Source organism: Streptomyces sp. ICC1, from assembly GCF_003287935.1.
GTDB lineage: Bacteria > Actinomycetota > Actinomycetes > Streptomycetales > Streptomycetaceae > Streptomyces > Streptomyces tritrimontium.
The window spans coordinates 914,967-936,924 of the sequence record NZ_CP030287.1 but is presented as its reverse complement, the minus strand read 5'-3'; the positions used below and the strand labels follow the sequence as shown (position 1 = coordinate 936,924).

Sequence of the window (21,958 nt, the reverse complement as noted above, 5' to 3'; positions counted from 1 at the left end):
GCGCACGCGCAGGACGTAGAGGTCTTGGGCAGGCTGCCGAGTGAGACAGCGAGACGGGATCAAACCGCACGGATAAGCGGGCCGTCCACGTCGATCAGGAGCAGGGGCTTCTTCGGGTCCATCCCGGCAGGATCGCCTTCCGGGAGCCCGATCGGCAGCCCATTTATCGATCCAATGAGACATCAACGTCTCATTCGGGTTATGCTTGTCTCATGGCCATGGATCGTGACCAGGTGCTCCGCGACGCGGCCGCCCTGCTCTCCCGCAAATCGACCGCCACGATGGACGAGGTCGCCCGCGCCGCCGGAATCGGCCGCGCGACCCTCCACCGGCACTTCGCCGGGCGCGACGCCCTCGTACGGGCGCTCGAAGAGCTCGGCATCCGGGAGTTCGAGGTGGCGTTCGACAACGCCCGCCTCGAGGAGGACACGGCGGTGGACGCGCTGGGGCGGCTCATCGCCGAGGCCGAGCCCAACGCCGAACTGCTGGCCTTCCTCGTCACCGAGAACCAGCTCTTCGAGGGCGACCAGGTCAACGAGGGCTGGTCCCGGCTCGACGCCCGCGTCGGCGCGCTCTTCCGGCGCGGCCAGCAGGAGGGCGACATCCGGATCGACCTGAGCCCCGCCTGGCTCACCGAGGCCCTTTACAGCCTCATCGGCGCCTGCGCCTGGGCCGTCATGGACGGCCGGGTCGCGGCCAAGGACTTCCAGTACATGATCACCGAGTTGCTGCTCGGTGGCGCACGACGGAGTGTGGAGAAATGAGCCGTACCGAACAGCTGACCCAGGCGAAGGGGGCGGAGGGCAGGGGCTCCGGGCGCTGGATCGCGCTCTCCGTGCTCGTCCTGGCCGTGCTGCTGGTCGCGGTCGACGCCACCGTACTCGGTCTCGCCACGCCCGCCCTCAGTGAGGACCTCAAGCCGTCCGGCACCCAGCTGCTGTGGATCGGCGACATCTACTCCTTCGTCATCGCCGGCCTGCTCGTCTCCATGGGCTCCCTCGGTGACCGCATCGGTCGCAAGAAGCTCCTCCTCGTCGGCGCGGCCGCCTTCGGCGCCGTCTCGGTCCTCAACGCCTACGCGACCAGCCCCGAGATGATGATCCTCGCCCGGGCCCTGCTCGGCGTGGCCGGCGCGACCCTGATGCCCTCCACCCTCGCGCTGATCCGCAACATCTTCCACGACCCCAAGGAGCGCAGCCTCGCCATCGGCATCTGGGGCGCCACAGCCTCCGCGGGCGCGGCCGTCGGACCGGTCGTCGGCGGAGCCCTGCTCCAGCACTTCTGGTGGGGTTCGGTCTTCCTCATCAACCTCCCCGTGATGATCGTCCTGGTCATCGTCGGCATCAAGCTGCTGCCCGAGTCCAAGAACCCCGTCGCCGGTCCCTGGGACCTGGTCAGCGTCGGGCTCTCCCTGGTAGGCATCATCGGAGTCGTATACGCCGTCAAGCAGGTCGCCACCCACGGCATGGGCTGGGAGGTGTGGGCCGCCGCCGTCATCGGAGCGGGCGCGCTCTACACCTTCGTACGCCGCCAGTTCACCCTGACCGCCCCCCTCCTCGACATGCGGCTCTTCAAGCACCGCGGCTTCTCCGGCGCGGTCCTCGCCGACCTGCTCACCGTCTTCGGCCTGTCCGGACTGGTCTTCTTCCTCTCCCAGTTCCTCCAGCTCGTCCAGGGCCGCGAGCCGCTGGAAGCCGGCCTCGCCGAGCTGCCCGCCGCCGTCGGCGCGGTGGTCACCGGTCTGGCCGCGGGCCGCTGCGCCCGCAAGTACGGGGTACGGGTCATCGTGACGGGAGGCCTCGCCGCCATCGGCGTCGCGCTGGCCGCGCTCACCGTCATCCACAAGGAGACCGGCTACCCGCTGCTCGGCGCGGCCCTGCTCATCGTGGGCCTCGGCGCCGGCTTCTCCTTCACCGTCACCGCCGACGTGATCCTCTCCAGCGTGCCCAAGGAGCAGGCGGGATCGGCCTCGGCCGTCTCCGAAACCGCGTACGAACTGGGCGCGGCCCTCGGCATCGCCCTGCTCGGCTCGGTCGTCACCGGCGTCTACCAGGGCTTCACCGCCCCGGCCTCCGTCTCCGGCCCGGTGGCCGACGCCGCCCACGAATCCCTCGGCGGCGCCGTCGAAGCGGCCAAGACGCTCGACCCGGAGACCGCCTCGCAGATGGTCGGGGCCGCCCAGGAGGCCTTCGTGGACGGCCTGCGGCTGGCCTCCGGCGTCGGCGCGGCCGTCCTGCTGGCCACCGCCGCGGCCGCCTGGTTCCTCCTCAAGGGCCAGGAGCTCCAGGACGGCCTCGAGCACTGACGTCGCGCCAGGCCGTGGTGTCCCGTGCGGAGTTGACAGTCCGTGGAAGCGCGGGACACCATCCCGGCGATGGAGATCACCGATCTGACCCCGGCAGAACGCCGCGTACGGGACGCCTTCCCGCGCGGAGAGCGCGTCGACTTCAGGGAGGACCCCGACGAGGACGCCTCCGACGGGATCGGCTGGGGCCCCGAGCGGACGGTGCGCGCCGAAGTCATCACGGCCTTTCTGCTGGGCGGGAGTTCCGCCGACGGGCAGGTCGCCGGCCTCAACGTCAGGGGCGCCCGGATCACCGGCAAGCTGGACCTCAAGTACGCCGTCGTCGAGCACGCGATCCGGCTGCGCGGCTGCTGGTTCGAGCGCAAACCCCTCGTCTACGGGGCCCAGTTGCGCGCCCTGGTCCTGAGCGACTCGGCGCTGCCCGGACTGACCGGGACCTCCGTGAGCATCGACGTCGTCCTGCGGATGCCCTGCTGCAAGATCACCGGGCCCGTCCGGCTCTCCGGCGCCCGGATAGCCGGCGGCCTCTTCCTCCAGCGGGCGGTCATCGGCGCGCCCGGCCCCGCCGAAGAGGCCCAGGAGCCGCCGCTCCAGCTCAATCACGCCGACATCGGCACCGACATCATCGCCATGGACCTCACCGTCCACGGCCAGACGCGCATCAACGGCGCCACCGTCGGCGGCCAGATCAACCTCAACGGATCCCGCCTGCTCGCCCCCGGCGGCATCGCCCTGCACGCCGAGAACCTGACGGTCGGCACCGACCTGCGGGGCCACCGGATGGAGGCCCGCGGCCTGGTCAACCTGACGGGCTCCCGCATACCGGGCCAGCTCTACCTGGGCCACTCAGTCTTCGACAACCCCGGCGGGGTAGCCCTGCGCGCCTCCAGCTGCGTCATCGGCGAGGTCTGGCTGAACCGCTGCGACAAGATCCGCGGGCTGGTGAGCATGCGCCGCTCCCAGTTCGACATGCTGCTCGTGCCGCCCGGGACCTGGCCGGAGAAGATCCGCATCGACGGGCTGACCTACCGCACCCTGGCCCCGCACCTGCCCGCCGAGGAGCGGCTGCCCGCCCTGGAGCGCGAGGAGTCGGGCTACCTCCCGTACGCCTACGAACAGCTCACCTCGGCCTACCGCACGGTCGGCGACGAGGCGTCCGCCCGGACCGTGCAACTCGCCAAGCTGCGCCGCCACCGCCGGACCCTGCCCCGGCACGCCAGGTTCTGGGGGGTGCTCCAGGACGCCACCGTGGGCTACGGCTTCCGGCCGCTGCGCGCCGCGGGCTGGCTGCTGGCGCTGCTGGTCACGGGAACGGTCGCGTACGGGCTCCACCCGCCCCGGGAGCTGAAGCCGGGGGAGGCGCCGGAGTTCAACCCGCTCTTCTACACGATTGACCTGATGCTGCCGATCATCGGCTTCGGCCAGGAGGCGCCGTTCGCACCGGACGGCTGGTACCAGTGGCTGTCGTACCTGCTGATCGTGACCGGCTGGATCCTCGCCACGACGACCGCGGCGGGCGTCAGCCGGTCACTGCAGCGGCAGTGACCGGCAGCAGGCGGCGGCAGGGGCGCTACGCGGCCTTGGCCTTCGTCGCGTACATGTCCACGTACTCCTGGCCCGAGAGCCGCATGACCTCGGCCATCACCGAGTCGGTGACGGCGCGCAGCACGTAGCGGTCGCGGTCCATGCCCTCGTAGCGGGAGAACTCCATCGGCTCGCCGAAGCGGACGGTGACCCGGCCCGGGCGCGGCATGCCGGCGCCGCCGGGCTGCAGCTTGTCGGTGCCGATCATCGCGAAGGGGACGACGGGCGCGCCGGTCATCAGGGTCAGGCGGGCGATGCCGGTGCGGCCGCGGTAGAGGCGGCCGTCGGGGGAGCGGGTGCCCTCGGGGTAGATGCCGAAGATCTTGCCCTCTTCGAGGATCCGGCGGCCGGTCATCAGGGCGGCGACTCCGCCGTTGGCCCCGTCGCGGTCGACGGGGATCATGCCGGCGCCGGTGAAGAACCAGGCCATGGCCCGGCCCTTGATCCCCTTGCCCGTGACGTACTCGTCCTTGCCGATGAAGTGGACCGTGCGGTCGCAGACCAGCGGCAGGATCATCGAGTCGATGAAGGTGAGGTGGTTGCCCGCCAGGATCACCGGCCCGGTGCCCGGAATGTTCTCGATGCCCTCCACACGGGTGCGGAACATCAGGCGCATGACGGGTCCGACGGTGGCTTTGATGAGCGCGGTACGGAACAACGTGGGCCCTCCGGCATCGAAAAGCGGTTTCGCGCACCCACCACACGGCGGTAGTGCAGGTGAGGACGATACTCGCGGGTCAGCTCTGATCGCACATCGGGTTCACGAGGTGGATACGCAGTGTTGACGCGCGTTCGCGCCAAGTTCGGCCCGTGCACCCCCGCGCGCCACCGCCGCTTGCCTACCATCGGCACGCGAAATCGGGCCGCAGGACCCGGAGATCCCGGGACACCCGGCCCTTACGCGATGGGGAGTGGCACTCATGACGCAGGGTGGGGCAGCACGGCGCACGGTACTGGGTGCGGCCGTCATGGCGGCGGGCGGGGCCTTCGGCGGTCTCGCGGCGGGAGCGGGACCGGCCGCGGCGGCGGAGCGCGGCCGCGGCGGCGGATCCGGCGGGTACCGGGACCTGCCCGTGCCGACGGTCATCGGGCACCGGGGGGCCAGCGGCTACCGGCCCGAGCACACGATCGCCTCCTACCAACTCGCGCTCGACCTCGGCGCCGACGTGGTGGAGCAGGACCTCGTGCCCACCAAGGACGGCCACCTGGTGTGCCGCCACGAGAACGAGATCGGGGGCACCACCGACGTCGCCGACCACCCCGCCTTCGCCGCGCGCAAGACCACCAAGACCGTCGACGGGGTCTCGGTCACCGGCTGGTTCACCGAGGACTTCACGATCGCCGAGCTGAAGACCCTGCGCGCGAAGGAGCGCATCCCCGCCGTCCGCCAGCGCAACACGCTCTACGACGGCCGCTGGGACGTGCCCACCTTCGAGGAGGTGCTGCGCTGGGCCGACCGCGAGGGCAAGCGGCGCGGCAAGCGCGTCTGGCTGCACGTCGAGACGAAGCACCCCACCTACTTCCGGGGCCTGGGCCTCGGCCTGGAGGAGCCCCTCGCCCGGCTGCTGCGCCGCCACGGCCGCGACGGGCGCGGCGCCCCGCTCTTCCTGCAGTCCTTCGAGCCCTCCAGCATCCAGCGGCTCTCCCGGCTGGTCTCCGCCCCGCGCGTGGTGCTCTTCTCCGCGGCGGGCACCCGCCCCTGGGACTTCGAAGCGGCCAAGGACCCCCGTACGGTCGCCGACCTCGTCAAGCCCGAGGGGCTGAAGTGGATCGCCGGCTTCGCCCAGGGCATCGGGCCGACCATGGACCTGATCCTGCCGCGCGACGCGGCGGGCCGGCTCGGCGCCCCCACCACGCTGGTCGCGGACGCCCACGCGCAGGGGCTGATCCTGCACCCCTACACGGCGCGCAACGAGAACAGCTTCCTGCCGGCCGAGTACCGCAAGGGCACCGACCCCGCGGCGTACGGCGACGCCTTCGGCGCCTTCCGCACGTACTTCGAGCAGGGCATCGACGGGATCTTCACCGACCAGCCCGACACCGGGCTGCTCGCCGCCGAGGCCTACCGCCCGGGCCGGGGCGTCAACCCGTAACCGCGGGCCCTCGTACGAGTGGGCCGGGCCCGGCGGGGAAACCGCCGGGCCCGGCCCACTCGTCCCGCCCGGCATGGACCCGCTGAAGGCTGAACTCGCCGACCTGTTAGTGAAGCTCCGCCCGCTGCTCCGGGCCGAGGCCGCCGCGGAGACCGCGGGCACCGGAGTGGACGCCGCCGATCTGGAACAAGCCGTCTGGGTCAGGCTGCTGGAGAACCGCCGCACCCCCGCGGAGCCCGTCGACTGGCTGCGCCGGGCGGTGCGGGCGGAGGCCCGCCTGGTCCGCCGCCGGGTCCGGCGCGAAGTTCCGTACGGCCACCGCGATCACTCCGAGGACGCCGAGGACGGCGGGGCCGGCGGGGCCGGTGGTGCTACGGGCGGCGCCGCCCGTAGCACCACCGGGACGGAACCGGAAGACGCCCTCCTGCACGGCGAGGAGAACAGGGCCCTCCGATCGGCGGTCGCCCGATTGCCCGGGCGGTGTCCGGAGCTCATGAGGGCACTTATGTCGCCCAGGGACCTCACTTACCGTGAAATCGCAGGAGAGTTGGGTATCTCACAAGGAAGTTTGGGGCCCGTCCGTTCCCGATGCCTGGGATGTCTGCGCAGAATGCTGGCCGTAGAGGTTGCGGCTCCGGCCCTGCGGGGAATGGAGCGGTAGACCACAGGGCCACCAGGTGAGCGGGAGGCATGCGCACATGGGCATGAGCGTGACCATTTCGGCGGCAGTTGCCGAGGATGCCGAGCAGATCATCAAGCTGCAGTACCTGGCGTTCCAGAGCGAGGCCGAGCTGTACGGCAACTACCGCATCCAGCCGCTCACCCAGTCCCTGGACTCCCTCAAGGAGGAGCTGGCCTCGGACACCGTCCTGGTGGCCCGGCTCGGGGACGAGATCGTCGGGGCCGTGCGCGGAAACGTGGACGAAGAGGGCACCGGCAAGATCGCCAAGCTCTGCGTCCACCCGCGCCTCCAGGGCCACGGGCTCGGCGCCCGGCTGCTGACCGCGGTCGAGCAGGTCCTCGCCGGCCACGACGGGACCACCCGCTTCCGGCTGCACACCGGCCACAAGAGCGAGTCGAACCTGCGGCTCTACCGCAAGGCCGGCTACACCCAGGTCGGCGGGCGCACCGCGTCCGACGGCGTCCGCCTGGTGATCCTGGAGAAGGAGGCCAAGGAGGCCACCGACTTCGCGGTCAGCGCGTAGGAACCCCTGACCGCCGGGCGCCCCGCACCGGGCGTCCGGCGCTCGGGTGTCCGGCGCTCAGCGCTTCGCGCGCAGCCAGAGCATCCCGGTGACGGGAAGGACCACCGGGATGAAGAGGTAGCCCATCCCGAAGTCCGACCACACGGTCGCGTCGGGGAAGGCCTCGGGCCGCAGCAGGGTCCAGGTCCCGACGGTGAGCACGCCGGCCAGCTCGGCGGCGCAGCAGATCCGCGCCGCCTTGCGGGCCGTCTCCCCGCCGCGGACCAGTGAGTACGTGATGAAGGCGTAGACCAGGGCGGCCGCGGCCGACAGCGAGTACGCCAGCGGGGCCCGGTCGAACTCGGTGGAGATCTGGTAGAGCGACCGGGAGACCGCGCCGACGGTGATCACTCCGTAGAGCCAGACCAGCAGCACCCCCGGCCCGCTCACCAGGCGCCGCCGCTCGGCGGCGGGCCCGGCGGCGTCCGCGCCCGTGTTCGTGTCCGTGTCAGGCACCGGTGCTTCCCCAGATGTCGTAGAGCCGTACTTCCAGCACGGCGAGGACGACGGCGCCCGCGGCCACCGTCACCGAACCCCACTTGGTCCGCTCGGTCACCGAGAGCATCGCGGCGGCCGGGACGGCGGCGAAGGACCCCAGCAGGTAGGCCACGAAGAGCACCGTCCCCTGCCCGGGCTTCTCGCCCCGGGCGAGCTGGACCAGGCCGATCACCAGCTGGGCCAGGACCAGTACGGTCACCACCGCCATGCCGATGAAGTGCCAGTCCTTGGTCGGCTGGTCGCGCGAGGCGGCGAAACCGCACCAGGCGGCGAGGGCGAGTGCGGCCACGCCGATGGCGACCGTCAGGGCGTCGAGCATGCAGCGAGGGTATTACGGGCCGAAAGACCCGATGCGCTCACCCCTGCTCCGGGGCCTTCCTGGAGGGCATGAAGCTGCAAGGGAGCCACGGAACCGCTTTTCGGCGCGCTGCTGTTCGACAACGACGGCACGCCCGTCTCCTCCATGGAGTCGGTGCACCAGTGCTGGACCCTCCCCCAGACTCCGTCCGGGGGGACCCCTGGCCGGGGAGTTCGGGATCGCCGAGGAGGCCTTCGGGGCCGTGGTCACCTCGGCCACCCTCCCCCAGCTACCGCTGGGAGGTGCCCCCTGGCTCGCCGAGGCCCGGCTGCGCGAGGCCGGCATCGAGTGCCCGGAGCTGGTGGCCGCCGACGACATCACCCGCGGCAAGCCCGATCCGGAGCCCTTCCTGCTGGCGGCCGCCGGCTCGGCGTGGATCCGGCCCGCTGCGCGGTCTTCGAGGACGCCCCGGCGGGGCTGGCCGCGGGCCGTGCGGCGGGCATGACGACCGTGGCCTTGACCACAACGCACGCGGCCGCCGAGCTCAACGCCGACGTGGTCGTGAGGGACCTCTCGGCCGTGTCCGTGCTGGTCGGAGCCGATGGGATGACGATTGAGACGGACGACCGCCCCTGACCGCTGTTGTCCGCTATGCGGTCGAAATCCGTCCGGTATTCGGACAGCGTTGATCGGTGACGGGGAACGTCTGGTTTACTGGGGCCCATGACCACGACGAGCAGCCGCACCCTTGCGACCGAGGCGACGATGACGCCCGGTGCTCGTTGTATGTGTCGAATGTGCGCCTTCTGAGGGCCCCCTTCCCGCAGTCTCGCGCCCCGAAGCGAGACCGGCCGAGCTTCCTCCGGCACTCCCGTGCGACCCGGATCGCTCCTGCCCCGCGCATGCGTTGACACCGCCGTTTTCCGACGGTTCGACCCGTATCGCGTCCCCAGATGTTTGCCCCGTGCCCGGCACCCGCTGCGCCGCGCACTCGACAGCGACGGAAATCCTGTGATCACCACATCGGGCCTCACGAAGGTCTACCAGTCCCGTGGCCGCGAGGTCACCGCCCTGGACGGCGTCGACCTGCACGTCCGCCAGGGCGAGGTCTACGGAGTCATCGGCCAGAGCGGCGCCGGCAAGTCCTCCCTGATCCGCTGCGTGAACCTGCTGGAGCGCCCCACCGCCGGCACCGTGAGCGTCGACGGGGTCGACCTCACCGCGCTCGCCGGCCGGGGCCGCCGCGCCGGCAAGGAGCTCCGAGAGGCCCGCAGTCGCATCGGCATGGTCTTCCAGCACTTCAACCTGCTGTCCTCGCGCACCGTCCAGGGCAACATCGAACTGCCCCTGGAGATCCTCGGCGTCTCCGGCCGGGAACGCTCCCGCAAGGCCGCCGAACTCCTCGACCTCGTCGGCCTCACGGACAAGGCCAAGGCCTACCCCGGCCAGCTCTCCGGCGGCCAGAAGCAGCGCGTCGGCATCGCCCGCGCCCTGGCCGGCGACCCCAAGGTGCTGCTCTCCGACGAGGCCACCAGCGCCCTGGACCCCGAGACCACCCGCCAGATCCTCCAGCTGCTGCGCGACCTCAACCGCCAGCTCGGCCTGACCGTGCTGCTCATCACGCACGAGATGGACGTGGTCAAGTCCGTCTGCGACTCGGCCGCGCTGATGAAGCGGGGGCGGATCGTCGAGTCCGGCACCGTCACCGAGCTGCTGGCCACCCCCGGGTCCCAGCTCGCCCACGAACTGTTCCCGCTGACCGGCGCCGCGACCACCGCGGAGCACACGGTCATCGACGTCACCTTCCACGGCGACACCGCGACCCGGCCGGTCATCTCCCAGCTGGCCCGCACCTACAACATCGACATCTCGATCCTCGGCGCCGCGATGGACACCGTCGCGGGCAAGCAGATCGGCCGCATGCGCATCGAGCTGCCCGGCCGCTACGAGGACAACGTCGTGCCCGTCGGATTCCTGCGCGAGCAGGGCCTGCAGGTGGACGTGGTGCACTCCGTTGCCGATGCGGCAGACGCGGTGGACGTGGACGGCGAACTCGCCGAGCTGGTCAAGGATGGTGCGAAGTGACCTGGTCCGAAATGCAGCCGCTGCTCACGCAGGGCACCTTCGACACCCTCTACATGGTGCTGTGGTCCGCCCTGGTGACCGTGCTCGGCGGCCTGCCGATCGGCATCCTGCTGGTGCTCACCGACAAGGGCGGCCTGCTCCAGAACCGCGCGGTCAACAAGGTGCTCGGCGTGATCGTGAACATGGGCCGCTCGCTGCCCTTCATCATCCTGCTGATCTTCCTGATACCGGTCACCACGGCGATCGTGGGCACCTTCATCGGCCCCACCGCCATGATCGTCCCGCTCGCCATCGGCGCCATCCCCTTCTTCGCCCGGCTCGTGGAGACCGCGGTCCGCGAGGTGGACCACGGGCTGGTCGAAGCCGTCGAGTCCATGGGCGGAGGCATCCCGACCCTGGTCGGCAAGGTGCTCCTCCCGCAGGCCCTGCCCTCCCTGATCGCGGCCGTCACCACGACCGTGATCACCCTGATCGGCTACTCGGCCATGGCCGGCGCGGTCGGCGGCGAAGGGCTCGGCTCCAAGGCCATCACCTACGGCTTCCAGCGCTTCGAGACCGGCTTCATGGTCGCGACCGTCGTCGTGCTGATCGTGCTCGTCACGGTGATCCAGCTCCTCGGCGACGGCGTGGTACGCCTCCTCGCGCGCCGGGGTCGGACAGCCTGATCCGGGCCTGAGCCGGACATTCACCAACTTTTTCCCAGAAAGCCCGCACTTGTCGTGCTTGGGCCGTCCTTCACACAGCAAGAAGCAAGAAAGGCACTCTTCGTGCGCAAGAACATCAAGCTCACCGCCCTCGCCGCCACCGCCGCCGCGCTCACCCTCTCCCTGAGCGCCTGCGGCAGCTCCTCGGACCCGTCCTCCACCAAGGCCGACGGCGGCAAGGTCGACGAGAGCAAGCCCCTGGTCATCGCGGCGTCCCCGACCCCGCACGCCGACATCCTGAAGTTCGTCAAGGACAACCTGGCGGCCAAGGAGGGCCTCAAGCTGGAGGTCAAGGAGTTCACGGACTACGTCCTGCCGAACACCGCCACCCAGCAGGGCCAGGTCGACGCGAACTACTTCCAGCACGTGCCGTACCTCGACGACTTCAACAAGAAGAACGGCACCGACATCGTGCCCGTCGTGAACGTGCACCTGGAGCCGCTGGGCCTCTACTCCAAGAAGGTCAAGGCCCTCACCGACATCAAGGCCGGCCAGACCATCGCTGTCCCCAACGACCCCACCAACGAGGGCCGCGCGCTCCAGCTGCTCGCCGCGAACAAGCTGATCACCCTCAAGGAGGGCGTCGGCACCGGCGCCAAGCTGTCGGACATCACCGACAAGAAGGGCCTGGAGTTCAAGGAGCTGGAGGCCGCCACGGTCCCGCGCGCCCTGAACGACGTGGACGCCGCCGTCATCAACGGCAACTACGCCATCGAGGCCAAGCTCGTCCCGGCCAAGGACGCGCTCGTCCTGGAGAAGGCCGAGGGCAACCCGTACGCCAACATCCTCGCGGTCAAGAACGGCAAGCAGGACGACCCGCGGATCCAGAAGCTCGCCAAGCTCCTGAACTCCGACGAGGTCAAGAAGTTCATCACCGACAAGTACGAGGGCTCGGTCATCCCCGCCTTCGGCAAGCCGGCCGCCTGATCATCCCCTCCCGGCCCCGCCGGGCCGTCCGGCCCCGTACGCCCCACCGGTGTACGGGGCCGGCCGCTGCCCGCTTCCGGGCAGCCCGGCCCTGCACATCCCCAGGCCGATGCTGCATGCTGTGGCCTACGACCCGCGGCAGCGGTCCGCACGAACGGGCCCGCACCACGGTCGCCTCGCACCACGGTCGCACCACGGTCTCAGGCTTGGAGCTGCGCATGACTACCACCTTCCCGGACGTCACCATCAGCACGGACCGGCTGGTGCTGCGCCCCTTCGAGGAAGAAGACGTCACCGCGCTCACCGAGATGATGAACGACGAGCACATCACCGCCTGGACCGCGGTCCCGCACCCCTACACCAGCGCCGACGCCGTCGAGTGGGCCACCAGAGCCGCCCACGAGGAGCGCACCGGCGGCCGCGGCATCGTCTTCGCCGTCACCGAGTTCCTCACCCACCGCCTGGTCGGCATCGTCCACCTGCAGGGCACCGACTGGCGCCTGCGCGCCACCGAGGTCGGCTACGTGACCGCCCCCTGGGCCCGCGGCGAGGGCTACGCCAGCGAGTCCGTACGCGCCGTCGCCCGCTGGCTCTTCCGCGAGCAGGGCTTCGAACGCCTCGAACTGCGCACCGCCGCCGACAACACCGCGTCCCAGCAGGTGGCCCAGAAGGTCGGTTGCATCAGCGAAGGCGTGCTGCGCAGCGCGTGCATAGTGCGCGTCCAGAACCCCGACGGCTCCTGGTCCGACGGCCGCAGCGACCTCATCGTCTGGGGCCTGGTCCCCGAAGACCTCGACGACGAGGGCGACGAGTACGCGGACGGGTACGCCGACGGCTACTCCGGCGAGTACGCGTCGGGCTACTCCACCGACTACTCGGCCGACTACTCCATCGAGCACTCCACCGGGTACGGCGGCAGCGGGATCCGCGCGTCCGACGCGAACGGCTACGCCGTCTCGTCCGACCGGAACTGACCCGATGACCAGGTAGTCTCACCGTGCCCCCACCCCCCGAATCTGCCTCTCATACACATCTCCGGATTCGGGGGCGGCGGCGGCCGCGGCCCCGGCTCCTTCGGCGGCGGCGGGACCCGCGGCCGCATGGGCGGCGGCGGCCGCTTCTAACGCAGGCACTTCCCTTTCACCCTCGTTCCCAAGGAGACAGAGCACATGAGCAAGCAGACCATCCTCGGCCGCGTCACCCAGCTCGCCAAGGCCAACATCAACTCCCTGCTGGACCAGGCGGAGGACCCGCAGAAGCTGCTCGACCAGCTGATCCGCGACTACACGAACAACATCTCCGAGGCGGAGCAGGCCGTCGCCACCACCATCGGCAACCTGCGGATGCTGGAGGCGGACCACACGGAGGACGTGGAGGCGGCCGCGGAGTGGGGCGGCAAGGCCCTGGCGGCGAGCAAGAAGGCCGACGAGCTGCGGATGTCCGGGGCGGCCGCGGACGCGGACAAGTTCGACAACCTCGCGAAGGTCGCCCTCGGCCGCCAGATGCAGTCGGAGAAGGAGGCGAAGACGGCCGAGCCGACGATCGCCGCCCAGACCGAGGTGGTCGACAAGCTGAAGTCCGGCCTGGACTCGATGAGGACCAAGCTGACGGAACTGGCGGCGAAGCGCGACGAACTGGTGTCGCGGGCCAAGACCGCACAGGCCCAGAACACGATGATGGACGCGGTCAAGAACATCGACGTGCTGGACCCGACGAGCGACCTCAACCGCTTCGAGGAGAAGGTCCGCCGCGAGGAGGCCATGGCCCTGGGCAAGCAGGAGCTGGCCGCCTCCTCGCTGGACGCCCAGTTCGAGTCCCTGGACGACCTCGGCAAGACCTCGGAGATCGAAGCCCGGCTGGCCGCCCTGAAGACCGGCAGCCTGAACAAGCCCTACTAGAGCCTTCCCCCGCACCTTCCCGGGCCTGGCCGCGGCCAGGCCCGGGTGGCGCACTACCCGGCCGCGCTCACCCGTACATGCTCAGCAGCTGCTCCGCCGAGAGCTCCGTCACGGACTCCGCCACCGCGCCCGGGAGCGGGAGTTCGAACCAGACCGTCTTGCCCCGGTGGGTGCGGCGGGTGCCCCAGCCCGCCGAGAGCAGGCCCACCAGCTGGAGGCCGCGGCCGCCCTCGTCCGTGTCGCGCGCCCGGCGCCGCCGGGGCTGGGCCAGGTTCGCGTCCCAGACCTCGCACACGAGGGTCCGGTCCAGCAGGAGGCGCAGGCGGATCTCACCCTCGCCGTACCGCAGGGCGTTCGTGACGAGCTCGCTCACCAGCAGTTCCGTGGTGTCGAGCAGGCCTTCCAGGCCCCACGCCGGCAGCTTGGCCCGGGCAAGTTCGCGGGCCCGGCCCACCGAGCGCGCCTCGCGCGGCAGCTGCCAGTCCCCGACCGCGTCCACCGGCAGGCCCTGGACGCGGGCCATCAGCAGCGCGATGTCGTCCTCCCCGTGCCGGGTGTCCAGGGTGTTGAGGACGTGGTCGCAGACCTCCTCCAGCGGTCGCGCGGGGTCGGCCAGCGCGTCCCGCAGGCCCCGCAGGCCCTCCTCGAGCGGGTGGTCGCGCGATTCGACCAGGCCGTCCGTGTACAGCGCGAGCAGCGCGCCCTCGGGCAGTTCGACCTCGACCTCCTCGAACGGCTCCCCGCCCACGCCCAGCGGCATGCCCGGCGGGATCTCCAGCAGCAGGCCGGGCCGCGGCTCGCCGCCCTCCTCCACCGGTTCCACCAGCACGGGCGGCATGTGGCCCGCGTTGGCGATCGTGCAGCGCCGCGTCACCGGGTCGTAGACGGCGTAGACGCACGTCGCGAGGTAGACCTCCGAGCGGTCGGCGTCGCGCGAGTGCAGTGCCGCCCGGGACGCCTGCTGGGAGCCGCCGGGCGCGCCGAGCCCGCGCGCGACCTCGTCCAGCGCGGTCAGCACCTCCGCCGGTTCCAGGTCGAGCAGCGCGAGCGTGCGGACCGCGGTGCGCAGTTCACCCATCGCGACGGCCGCCCGCAGCCCGCGGCCCATGACGTCGCCGACGACCAGCGCGGTGCGGTGCCCGGGCAGCTCGATGACGTCGAACCAGTCGCCGCCGACCTCGGTGGCCGCGTTTCCGGGCAGGTAGCGGCAGGCGATGTCGAGTCCGGCCGCCTCCGGGTCGCCGGGGGGCAGCAGGCTTCGCTGCAGCATGAGCGCGCGCTCGTGCTCGCGGCGGTAGAGCCGCGCGTTGTCGATGCAGACGGCGGCCCGTGCGGCGAGCTCGACGGCGACCGCCCGGTCGCGTTCGCCGAAGGGCTCGCTGCCCTTGGTGCGGGAGAACTGGGCGAGCCCGACCACCGTGTCGTGCGCGACGAGCGGCACGACGAGCGTGGACTGGACGAGGTCCCCCGATTCCGGTCCGCCGCCCTCGACCAGCCGCGGCCGCGCCGTCCGCAGCGCGAGCGCGCCGGGCGACCCGGCCGGGTAGCGGTGGATCTCCCCTACGGAGACCAGCGCGCCCGGACCCGACAGCGGCGCGTCGGAGACCGCCGAGGCGAAGGCGACCCGCCGCAGCGGCGCCGAGGGCGCCCGGCCGGGACCGGGCAGGCTGGGTACGCCGGGCCCCTGCGGGCGGGCGGGGCGGTCGTCGTCGCCGAGCAGCAGCCCCTGGTAGAGGTCGACGGCGGCCAGGTCGCAGAAGCCGGGGACGGTGACGTCGAGGAGCTCGCGGGCGGTGGTCTCCAGGTCGAGGGAGTTGCCGATGCGGTGTCCGGCCTCGTTCAGGAGGGCCAGGTTGCGCCGGACCCCGGCGGCCTCGCGGGCGGCGAGGTGGCGGCGGGTGACGTCGGTGCCGAGGCCGGCGACGCCGATGGGGCGGCCGGTGCCGCCGTGGACGCGGTAGAGGTTGATGGACCAGTGGCGGTGCTCGCGGCTGCCGGGGGCCGCGCCGGTGATCTGGAGGTCGGTGACGGAGTCGCCGGTCTCCAGGACCCTGCGCAGGGCCTCGGCCATCCGGTCGGCCTCGTGCGGGGGCAGGTAGTCGTGGACGGTGCGGCCGCGGTGCTCCTCGGCGGCACCGCCGAAGACGGTCGCGAAGCGGCGGTTGGCGCGCTGCACGGTGAGGTCCGTACCGAAGAGCAGGAAACCGAAAGGAGATTGGCCGAATATCGCCTGTGAGGCGGCCAGATCGGATTCGATCCGGCGCAGCGCCCGTACGTCGACCACCACGCAGAGCGCGGCCCGCTCGTCGGATTCGGTCCGGGTGGGCATCACGTAGATCTCGGCCACGCCGTGCCTGCCGTCGCCGCCGGGGATCCGGAAGGGGATCAGACCCGTCCATTCCTTGCCATCGAGAATTCCGGCGACCCGGCGGTGCCCGTCGGCGCGGAGCTCGGGCGGCATGAAGGCGTCGACCGGGTCCTGGCCGACGGCCTGCGCCGGGGTCAGCCCGAAGAGCTCCTCCGCGCGCAGACTCCACTGGTCGATCAGGCCATCGGGCCCGATCGAGAACGAGGCGACCTTTATGTAGTCATATATCGAGCCAGGCGGGCTGCTGTGCCACAGGGAGTCGTGCCAGGTCTCCCCGGGCACAACCTCACGGGACACACGGGCCTCACGCGCCTGATGTGCCTGTACAGGTATCTCGCTCACGCGACCGTCCCCTCCAGCTCACCGCAACCGGACCGGCCATGACCGAAGTATTCAGCACCATGGCCCCGTACGACACGGCCTTCGCGATCACAAAAGGATCCCGTTGTTTTTCAGCCAAGCCGTGTGATCGTCGGCTGCCCTTCACCTTGTTACTCACCAGGAAGAGCCAACTCGAACCACACGGTCTTGCCCGACTTCCCGTGCCGGGTCCCCCAGCGCTGTGCCGAGACCGCCACCAGATGCAGCCCGCGACCCCCCTCGTCATCGGGCTTGGCGATCCGTTCGCGGGGCGGATCCGGAAGCGGATCCGAAACCTCCACGAGAAGTGCCGGACCCGCGGGCACCCCCGCGGCGGCCGGATTGCGCCGTACCAGGCGCACCCCGATGGGGCCGGAGGCGTAGCGCAGGGAATTGGTGACCAGCTCGCTGACCAGCAGGACGGTGACATCGCCGACGGAGTCCAGACCCCAGTCGCGAAGGGTGCCGCGCACCGCGTGGCGCGCGGTGCGGACGGCACCCGGTTCGGCGGGGAAGGCCCACTCGGCGCATTCACCGTCTGTGTCGATCACGCCGATCACTTCCCGGGCCGGCTGGCGACCCCAGTCCGGTTCGACAGGGACAGAACCACGGGGGACAAGTACGAGATAGGGATTAATAGCGACATACCCGATATTCGCGGCGTCGTACCACTCGCTCCCCCACGGACCGGCGCACTGTGGCGCAGACGGCCTAGCCGCGTGCGCGTCACGCGCCCCCGCGAGCCACCCCCGCGGCGCCGGCGGCCCGCGCCCCGGCGTCCGGGTCCGCTGGAGACCCCGCCCCGGCGTCCGGGTCCGCTCGCGACCCGGCCTCCGCCGCCAGTCTGCGGCCGGCCTCGGCGACCGCCGGCCGGTCCTGGTCGAGCCAGTCCACCGAGTCCAGCTCGCCGGGCGCGAGCCAGCGCAGCTCGTCGTGGTCCTCCAGCGCGACCGGGTCGCCGGAGAGCAGCCGGGCCGTCCACACGTGCAGGACGAGGCCGGGCTTCAGCGGCCACTCCCCCGGGATCCGCTCCAGCGCCTCGGTCTCGACTCCGAGTTCCTCGCGCAGTTCCCGTACGAGCGCCTCGGGCACCGACTCGCCGGGCTCGGTCTTGCCGCCCGGCAGCTCCCAGCGGCCGGCGAGCTCCGGGGGCGCGCTGCGGCGGGCCGCCAGCAGGCGGCCCTCATGACAAAGGGCTCCGCCCACGACCACTCGTACAGTCATGGGCGGAGCCTATGGCAGCGGCGGCGGGAGCGGCGACCCGCTCAGTTCGTCGTGGCGGTCCGGCCGGCGGTGCTGCCCTGGACGAGCCGCTCGATCCAGTAGAGCTGCTTGTGCCCTCTGTCCTCGAGGCTGTCGGCGACCTTCTGGGCCTCGGCCCGGGTGGAGTACCGGCCCACCCGGTAGCGGTTGCCGTTGTCGTCCTGCCGTATGACCAGCCACGGGAGCAGGGCACCGCTGTCGTTCATCGCGTTTCACCCTCCGCCGACGTACCTGCCCGGGAAACCGCATTGCGCATATGCCCGAGCCTACGCCCGACCTTTACTCAGCGGATACGGTTTTTCACGAAGAGGTACCTCCCGGGCGTACGCATCCGGCCATGCGTACGAGTGGGCCGTGCGCGCCGGTTCAGACCCCGCGCACGGTCGGCAGCGGCAGAATCACCGCCCCGCCCGGGGAGGCCGTGCGGCAGACGTCCCCGCAGGTCGCGTCGAGTGAACAACAGAGCGAGCAGATCGGGCCGGACTGTACTGGGCAGTCGGCGATGTCGGGGAGTTCGTACGCGGTCTCGCAGACGGAACAGAGGTGCGTCGCGGTGACGTCCGCGATCTCGACCCCGGGGCCGTTGACGGTGTTCGTCCTGGCCAGGTAGTACTTCCCCTTCGTCGCCCACGCGATCAACGGGCAGAGGACGAGCGCGAGTCCGGCCGCGATGAAGGTGGAGAAGGCCTCGGCGTATGTCCCGAAAAGGCCGAAGAAGGCGAGGATCGAGACCGTGGAGGCGATCACCATCGCGCCGAAACCGGCCGGATTGACCGAGTACAGGTAGGCGCGCATCAGCTACCCGGCCCTAAAGGGCCGGGCTTGGAGGTAGAGCCCAACTGGCTGCTGGGTAGTCCCCTCCGTCCAGCACCCTAAGCGGGCGCAGGGGCGTGTGACTCCGCCCCGCTTCGCCACAAATCCCACGCACGTGCGCGGATGTTGCGGGAGGCATTGCGGTCTGCGTGATCAACGAATCCGCACGACCGGCACGCGAACCGTCCCTGAGAGACACGGTTCAGCTTGTCTGTGTGCCCGCACTCCGCGCACATGCGGGAGGTGTAGGCGGGGTCGACGAACAGCACGGGGACACCGGCACGACGCGCCTTGTATTCCACGAACTGGCCGAGCTGGGCGAAGGCCCAGGAGTGCAGCGCGACCCGTTGGGGCTTGCGAAGCCGTACCCGCTGGCGGATACCGGCAAGGTCTTCCATGCCGATCCCGCGTCCGGTGCGTTCAGCCTCGGTCACGATGTTTTTCGAGATGATGTGGTTGGCCTCGGTCGCCTTGCGCTGCTCCTTGCGGGACTGCCGCTTGAGTACGCGCTTGGCGGACTTCGTGCCCTTCTTCTGGAGCTTGGCCCGCAGGGCAAGCTGACACTTGCGGTATCGGTTCAGCCTGTGTCCGGCGTGGATCTTCCCGTCCGAGGTGGTGGCGATGTTGACGATGCCCAGGTCCACGCCGAGGAAATCGGTCGGCTCGATGGGCTCGGCCTCGGGAACCTCGCACGTGGCGATCAGGAACCACATTCCGTCACGGTGTACCAGGTCCGATTCGCCCTTGCGGTGTTCGACCAGCAGCTTGCGGGCCTGCTCGGAGCAGACGAACTGCACCCCGCGCAGGCGACCGGTGGTCGTCCAGATGGAGACGATCTGCTCGTCCACCTGCCAAGACAGGCAACGGTCGTCGTACGGCTGCGCCGCATCCTCCCGGAAGACGATCGGCTTCGACTCGGCCTTGGCCCGACGCTTGGATCCGGGCTTGCCCAGGTTCCCGGCACGGATGTTCGCGCGCAGGGTGGTGTAGGCGTCGGCAACCTTCCGCAGCACATGCAGCGCGGGCTGCGCCGACAAGCCCCGGGCCTTCAGATCGTGATAGGCGAAGCCCTGCAACGCCCTACGCGAGGTCTCGCCCCGCTCGTATGCCTGCGCGGAGAGCCAGTTCGCCGCCTCGTTCGCCGTGCGCAGGGTGCACTCAAGTGCCGACGCCACCTCGGGCGTAGGCATGAGCTTCACCTGCACGACGATCTTCACCGCAGCGCCGCACCTTTCGCTTCCCCGCTCAGATTCTCCGACGATCCCACGCACGAGCGACCGCCCCGCAGACCACCGGCTACCGCACCGGCAGGTGGTAGGCCAGGCGGTAGCGGTCCGCCGGGACCACGACGTCCGCGGTCTCCACGGCCCGGCCGGACGCGAAGTACGTGCGCCCGATCACCAGCACCACGTGCCCCGGCACCCCGCCGAGGAGCAGGCTCTCCGCCGCCAGGCCCGGCCGCGCGCCGACCTCCTCCACCACGTTGTCCACGACCACGTCGATCGCGGCCATCCGGTCCACCACACCGGACCCGCCCAGCGGCCCCTCCTCCGGAAGCATCACCGGACTCCGGCCGGTCACGGCCAGCGGCTCCCACGAGGTCGACAGCATCATCGCCTCCCCCGCGTCGCGGTAGACGTACCGCGTGCGCATCACGCGGGCGCCCGCCTCGATGCCGAGCCGCTCGGCGATGTCCGCCGGGGCCTCGACCTGTTCGCTGTTGGAGTCCCACGTGCCGCGGGCGCCCGCCTCCGCCTGCTCCTGGCGGAAGGGCGTCGACACCCCGCCCGTGCGGTAGCCGGAGCGGGCGACGCGCCGCGGCACGGGCTGCTCGCGCACGTACGTCCCGGATCCGGAGCGGCCCTCGACCAGCCCCTCCGCCATGAGGACCTTGCGCGCCTCCAGGGCCACGGTGTCGGAGACCCCGTACTCCTCGCGGATCCGGGCCTGTGAAGGCAGCCGGGCGTGCGGTGGCAGGGACCCGTCGACGATCTTCCGTCGCAGATCCCCGGCGACCCGCAGATAGGCCGGCTGCTCGCCGAATGTCACTGGCCACTCCCATCAGGTTGACAGACAGCTACACCCTGGCAACCGACGGTTGTACATCGCAAGCAAGGGCCAGAGTTTCACCCGAAGTGATGAAGCCAGGTCACTCAAACCCGCGCGTTCACGGACACCGCCGCACGTTACCGCGCGTTACCCCTCGTTACGGTCACGCGGACTCCACGGACGGGCTGCGGCCCGGCCCCGGCGGCGTGCCGGGCGCACCCGGTCCGTCCCCCGCGGGCTCCTCCAGCCACGGCGGAACCGTCGTGGACAGCCCGTAGGCCCCGCGCAGCACCTTCTCCACCTCGACGGGCAGCGCGGCGGCCGCCCGGTCCCACGCGTCCAGGAACCCGTCCGGGGTCTTCGCCAGCGCCGCCCGCTGCCACTCGCGCCGCGCGACGTCCAGCCGCTCCCGCTGCACGCCCGCCGGCCCGGACAGCTCCGGCCGCGCCTTCGCCCCGTCGAGCAGCCGGGCCTCGTCCCCCAGCGCCAGGTCCACCTCCCGCGCCCAGTCCCGGTACGCCGGCAGCTCGTCGTCCACGTCCCCCTCCGGCGCGCGGCTCAGCACCGCGTCGACCCCGTTCATCGTCCGCAGGAAGGCCACCTGGTCGGGCGTCAGCGTGCCGGCGTCCTTGCGCAGGCTGCCCCGGTGGTCCTGCTCCGCCGTCCCGATCACGCAGACGATCCGCCGGTCGCCGTCGCTCCAGCTCCCGCGCGTGGGGGCGAAGTAGAACGACTCCGCGTACGCGGGCAGCGCCCACGTGTCCATCGCGTACGCGTCCTGCGCGCTCAGGCAGTCGCGCGCCGCGGTGTCCCTCAGCTCCTCCGCGCCCGGGAACCGCCGCCCGCCCAGCGACGTCGCGGAGGTGACCTCCGCGTCGTGGATCTCGGCGCAGTCGATCCGGTACACCAGCGGCGCGGCGGCGTACAGGTCCCCGCCGGGAACGTTGAAGCAGTGCCCGACGCGCAGTTCGGCGGCGTCCGTGAGCACGCCCGCGACGTCCCCGGACGGCCGCGCCGCGCGCGCCCGTTCGCCGAGCTCGTCCGCGGCCCGCTCCACGACGGGGACCGCGAGGACGACGGCCGCGCTCATCACCACGGACACCACCAGCCCGACCACGGCGAGCGCCTTGCCCCGCTCGCCCTTCTTCGCGATCTGTACGAGGGCCACGACCGCGAAGACGATGCCCAGCGGCGGGAAGCACAGCAGCCCCACGAGCAGCGAGGCGAGCGCGAAGCCGTTGAGCGCGGGCGGCTGCCGGTCCGCAGGCCCGTACGGGCCTGCGTACGGGCCTCCGTACGGCGGCGGCGTCGGGGACGGAGGCGGTGCGGGCCACTGGTGCGGGGGCTGGCTGCTCACGGGGTGGGGTGCTCCATCAGGGCATGGCGGCGACGGGGAGCGTCCGCCCGGATCCGCGTGCGAACGAATGCGCGAATCGTACGCAGCGGGGGCGACCGCCTGAACGGTCGCC

At 71.2% G+C, this 21,958-nt stretch carries 21 protein-coding genes and 2 pseudogenes; 12 read left to right on the top strand and 11 right to left on the bottom strand.

Annotation, left to right across the window (positions count from 1 at the left end; all coding sequences use genetic code 11):
- Positions 1-212 precede the first annotated feature (212 nt).
- From DRB96_RS04480 to DRB96_RS04470, 3 genes are all read left to right on the top strand, one after another.
- Positions 213-764, top strand: coding sequence for a TetR/AcrR family transcriptional regulator (locus DRB96_RS04480; protein ID WP_112446915.1), 552 nt, complete (start codon positions 213-215; stop codon positions 762-764).
- Positions 761-2,305 (top strand): MFS transporter, encoded by a 1,545-nt coding sequence (locus DRB96_RS04475; RefSeq protein WP_112446913.1) that lies wholly within the window; start codon positions 761-763, stop codon positions 2,303-2,305. Before DRB96_RS04480 ends, DRB96_RS04475 begins: the two co-directional genes overlap by 4 nt.
- A 69-nt stretch (positions 2,306-2,374) precedes the next feature.
- Positions 2,375-3,850 (top strand): membrane-associated oxidoreductase, encoded by a 1,476-nt coding sequence (locus DRB96_RS04470; RefSeq protein ID WP_112453205.1) that lies wholly within the window; start codon positions 2,375-2,377, stop codon positions 3,848-3,850.
- Positions 3,851-3,875: 25 nt separating this feature from the next.
- Here DRB96_RS04470 and DRB96_RS04465 read toward each other — a convergent pair whose 3' ends face one another.
- The gene (locus tag DRB96_RS04465) at positions 3,876-4,505 is read right to left on the bottom strand and encodes a lysophospholipid acyltransferase family protein (RefSeq protein WP_112453204.1); all 630 of its coding nucleotides are present in this window, start codon (positions 4,503-4,505) and stop codon (positions 3,876-3,878) included.
- A gap of 304 nt (positions 4,506-4,809) precedes the next feature.
- Here DRB96_RS04465 and DRB96_RS04460 point away from each other — a divergent pair, with 304 nt between their 5' ends.
- The 3 genes from DRB96_RS04460 to DRB96_RS04450 all read left to right on the top strand — a co-directional run bounded on the left by DRB96_RS04460 (position 4,810) and on the right by DRB96_RS04450 (position 7,187).
- Complete coding sequence (locus DRB96_RS04460; protein WP_112446911.1) at positions 4,810-5,982, top strand: glycerophosphodiester phosphodiesterase; 1,173 nt, start codon at positions 4,810-4,812, stop codon at positions 5,980-5,982.
- Positions 5,983-6,055: 73 nt separating this feature from the next.
- Positions 6,056-6,643: a sigma-70 family RNA polymerase sigma factor gene (locus tag DRB96_RS04455; protein WP_112446909.1), complete on the top strand. Its 588-nt coding sequence runs from the start codon at positions 6,056-6,058 to the stop codon at positions 6,641-6,643.
- A gap of 37 nt (positions 6,644-6,680) precedes the next feature.
- The gene (locus DRB96_RS04450) at positions 6,681-7,187 is read left to right on the top strand and encodes a GNAT family N-acetyltransferase (RefSeq protein ID WP_112446907.1); all 507 of its coding nucleotides are present in this window, start codon (positions 6,681-6,683) and stop codon (positions 7,185-7,187) included.
- Between the two features lie 57 nt (positions 7,188-7,244).
- Here the strand turns inward: DRB96_RS04450 and DRB96_RS04445 are convergent, their stop codons facing one another.
- Together DRB96_RS04445 and DRB96_RS04440 are read right to left on the bottom strand one after the other, a co-directional pair.
- A complete protein-coding gene (locus DRB96_RS04445) occupies positions 7,245-7,682 on the bottom strand; it encodes a hypothetical protein (protein ID WP_112446905.1) in 438 nt (145 codons plus the stop codon).
- Entirely contained in the window at positions 7,675-8,043 is a 369-nt protein-coding gene (locus DRB96_RS04440; protein WP_112446904.1) for a hypothetical protein, read from the bottom strand. Before DRB96_RS04440 ends, DRB96_RS04445 begins: the two co-directional genes overlap by 8 nt.
- A gap of 292 nt (positions 8,044-8,335) precedes the next feature.
- Between DRB96_RS04440 and DRB96_RS04435 the strand changes: the two are divergent.
- The 6 genes and pseudogenes from DRB96_RS04435 to DRB96_RS04410 form a co-directional block, all read left to right on the top strand.
- A pseudogene (locus DRB96_RS04435) lies at positions 8,336-8,658 on the top strand (HAD-IA family hydrolase); the annotation flags it as partial.
- A 375-nt stretch (positions 8,659-9,033) separates the two neighbouring features.
- On the top strand, positions 9,034-10,107 hold the full coding sequence (locus DRB96_RS04430) for an ATP-binding cassette domain-containing protein (RefSeq protein ID WP_112446902.1): 1,074 nt from the start codon (positions 9,034-9,036) through the stop codon (positions 10,105-10,107).
- Positions 10,104-10,772: a methionine ABC transporter permease gene (locus tag DRB96_RS04425; RefSeq protein WP_112446900.1), complete on the top strand. Its 669-nt coding sequence runs from the start codon at positions 10,104-10,106 to the stop codon at positions 10,770-10,772. The genes DRB96_RS04430 and DRB96_RS04425 overlap by 4 nt, the downstream gene beginning before the upstream one ends.
- 102 nt (positions 10,773-10,874) lie before the next feature.
- On the top strand, positions 10,875-11,738 hold the full coding sequence (locus DRB96_RS04420; protein ID WP_112446898.1) for a MetQ/NlpA family ABC transporter substrate-binding protein: 864 nt from the start codon (positions 10,875-10,877) through the stop codon (positions 11,736-11,738).
- A 218-nt stretch (positions 11,739-11,956) separates the two neighbouring features.
- On the top strand, positions 11,957-12,712 hold the full coding sequence (locus DRB96_RS04415) for a GNAT family N-acetyltransferase (RefSeq protein WP_112453203.1): 756 nt from the start codon (positions 11,957-11,959) through the stop codon (positions 12,710-12,712).
- Positions 12,713-12,907: 195 nt separating this feature from the next.
- On the top strand, positions 12,908-13,636 hold the full coding sequence (locus DRB96_RS04410) for a PspA/IM30 family protein (RefSeq protein WP_112446896.1): 729 nt from the start codon (positions 12,908-12,910) through the stop codon (positions 13,634-13,636).
- A 67-nt stretch (positions 13,637-13,703) separates the two neighbouring features.
- Here DRB96_RS04410 and DRB96_RS04405 read toward each other — a convergent pair whose 3' ends face one another.
- The 8 genes and pseudogenes from DRB96_RS04405 to DRB96_RS04370 all read right to left on the bottom strand — a co-directional run bounded on the left by DRB96_RS04405 (position 13,704) and on the right by DRB96_RS04370 (position 21,846).
- Positions 13,704-16,301: a SpoIIE family protein phosphatase gene (locus DRB96_RS04405; protein WP_239516296.1), complete on the bottom strand. Its 2,598-nt coding sequence runs from the start codon at positions 16,299-16,301 to the stop codon at positions 13,704-13,706.
- A 194-nt stretch (positions 16,302-16,495) separates the two neighbouring features.
- Positions 16,496-16,924, bottom strand: coding sequence for an ATP-binding protein (locus DRB96_RS04400; protein ID WP_112446892.1), 429 nt, complete (start codon positions 16,922-16,924; stop codon positions 16,496-16,498).
- Between the two features lie 166 nt (positions 16,925-17,090).
- Positions 17,091-17,588 carry a (deoxy)nucleoside triphosphate pyrophosphohydrolase gene (locus DRB96_RS04395; protein ID WP_239516297.1) on the bottom strand — a complete coding sequence of 166 codons (498 nt, stop codon included), beginning with the start codon at positions 17,586-17,588 and terminating at the stop codon, positions 17,091-17,093.
- 41 nt (positions 17,589-17,629) lie between these two features.
- The gene (locus tag DRB96_RS04390) at positions 17,630-17,833 is read right to left on the bottom strand and encodes an SPOR domain-containing protein (RefSeq protein ID WP_112446890.1); all 204 of its coding nucleotides are present in this window, start codon (positions 17,831-17,833) and stop codon (positions 17,630-17,632) included.
- 160 nt (positions 17,834-17,993) lie between these two features.
- A pseudogene (locus tag DRB96_RS04385) lies at positions 17,994-18,419 on the bottom strand (hypothetical protein); the annotation flags it as partial.
- A gap of 80 nt (positions 18,420-18,499) precedes the next feature.
- On the bottom strand, positions 18,500-19,657 hold the full coding sequence (locus tag DRB96_RS04380) for an RNA-guided endonuclease TnpB family protein (protein WP_112446888.1): 1,158 nt from the start codon (positions 19,655-19,657) through the stop codon (positions 18,500-18,502).
- Between the two features lie 79 nt (positions 19,658-19,736).
- Positions 19,737-20,489, bottom strand: a complete 753-nt coding sequence (locus DRB96_RS04375; protein ID WP_112446886.1) for a GntR family transcriptional regulator — start codon at positions 20,487-20,489, stop codon at positions 19,737-19,739.
- Positions 20,490-20,652: 163 nt separating this feature from the next.
- Complete coding sequence (locus tag DRB96_RS04370) at positions 20,653-21,846, bottom strand: DUF4190 domain-containing protein (protein ID WP_112446883.1); 1,194 nt, start codon at positions 21,844-21,846, stop codon at positions 20,653-20,655.
- Positions 21,847-21,958 lie beyond the last annotated feature (112 nt).

Excerpts from the sequence above, each read along its gene's own strand:
- DRB96_RS04460 (WP_112446911.1), top strand. The coding sequence starts at position 4,810 with ATGACGCAGGGTGGGGCAGCACGGCGCACGGTACTGGGTGCGGCCGTC.
- DRB96_RS04450 (WP_112446907.1), top strand. The coding sequence starts at position 6,681 with ATGGGCATGAGCGTGACCATTTCGGCGGCAGTTGCCGAGGATGCCGAG.
- DRB96_RS04455 (WP_112446909.1), top strand. The coding sequence starts at position 6,056 with ATGGACCCGCTGAAGGCTGAACTCGCCGACCTGTTAGTGAAGCTCCGC.
- DRB96_RS04465 (WP_112453204.1), bottom strand. The coding sequence starts at position 4,505 with ATGCGCCTGATGTTCCGCACCCGTGTGGAGGGCATCGAGAACATTCCG.
- DRB96_RS04415 (WP_112453203.1), top strand. The coding sequence starts at position 11,957 with ATGACTACCACCTTCCCGGACGTCACCATCAGCACGGACCGGCTGGTG.
- DRB96_RS04395 (WP_239516297.1), bottom strand. The coding sequence starts at position 17,588 with ATGACTGTACGAGTGGTCGTGGGCGGAGCCCTTTGTCATGAGGGCCGC.
- DRB96_RS04480 (WP_112446915.1), top strand. The coding sequence starts at position 213 with ATGGCCATGGATCGTGACCAGGTGCTCCGCGACGCGGCCGCCCTGCTC.
- DRB96_RS04440 (WP_112446904.1), bottom strand. The coding sequence starts at position 8,043 with ATGCTCGACGCCCTGACGGTCGCCATCGGCGTGGCCGCACTCGCCCTC.
- DRB96_RS04390 (WP_112446890.1), bottom strand. The coding sequence starts at position 17,833 with ATGAACGACAGCGGTGCCCTGCTCCCGTGGCTGGTCATACGGCAGGAC.
- DRB96_RS04475 (WP_112446913.1), top strand. The coding sequence starts at position 761 with ATGAGCCGTACCGAACAGCTGACCCAGGCGAAGGGGGCGGAGGGCAGG.
- DRB96_RS04410 (WP_112446896.1), top strand. The coding sequence starts at position 12,908 with ATGAGCAAGCAGACCATCCTCGGCCGCGTCACCCAGCTCGCCAAGGCC.
- DRB96_RS04470 (WP_112453205.1), top strand. The coding sequence starts at position 2,375 with ATGGAGATCACCGATCTGACCCCGGCAGAACGCCGCGTACGGGACGCC.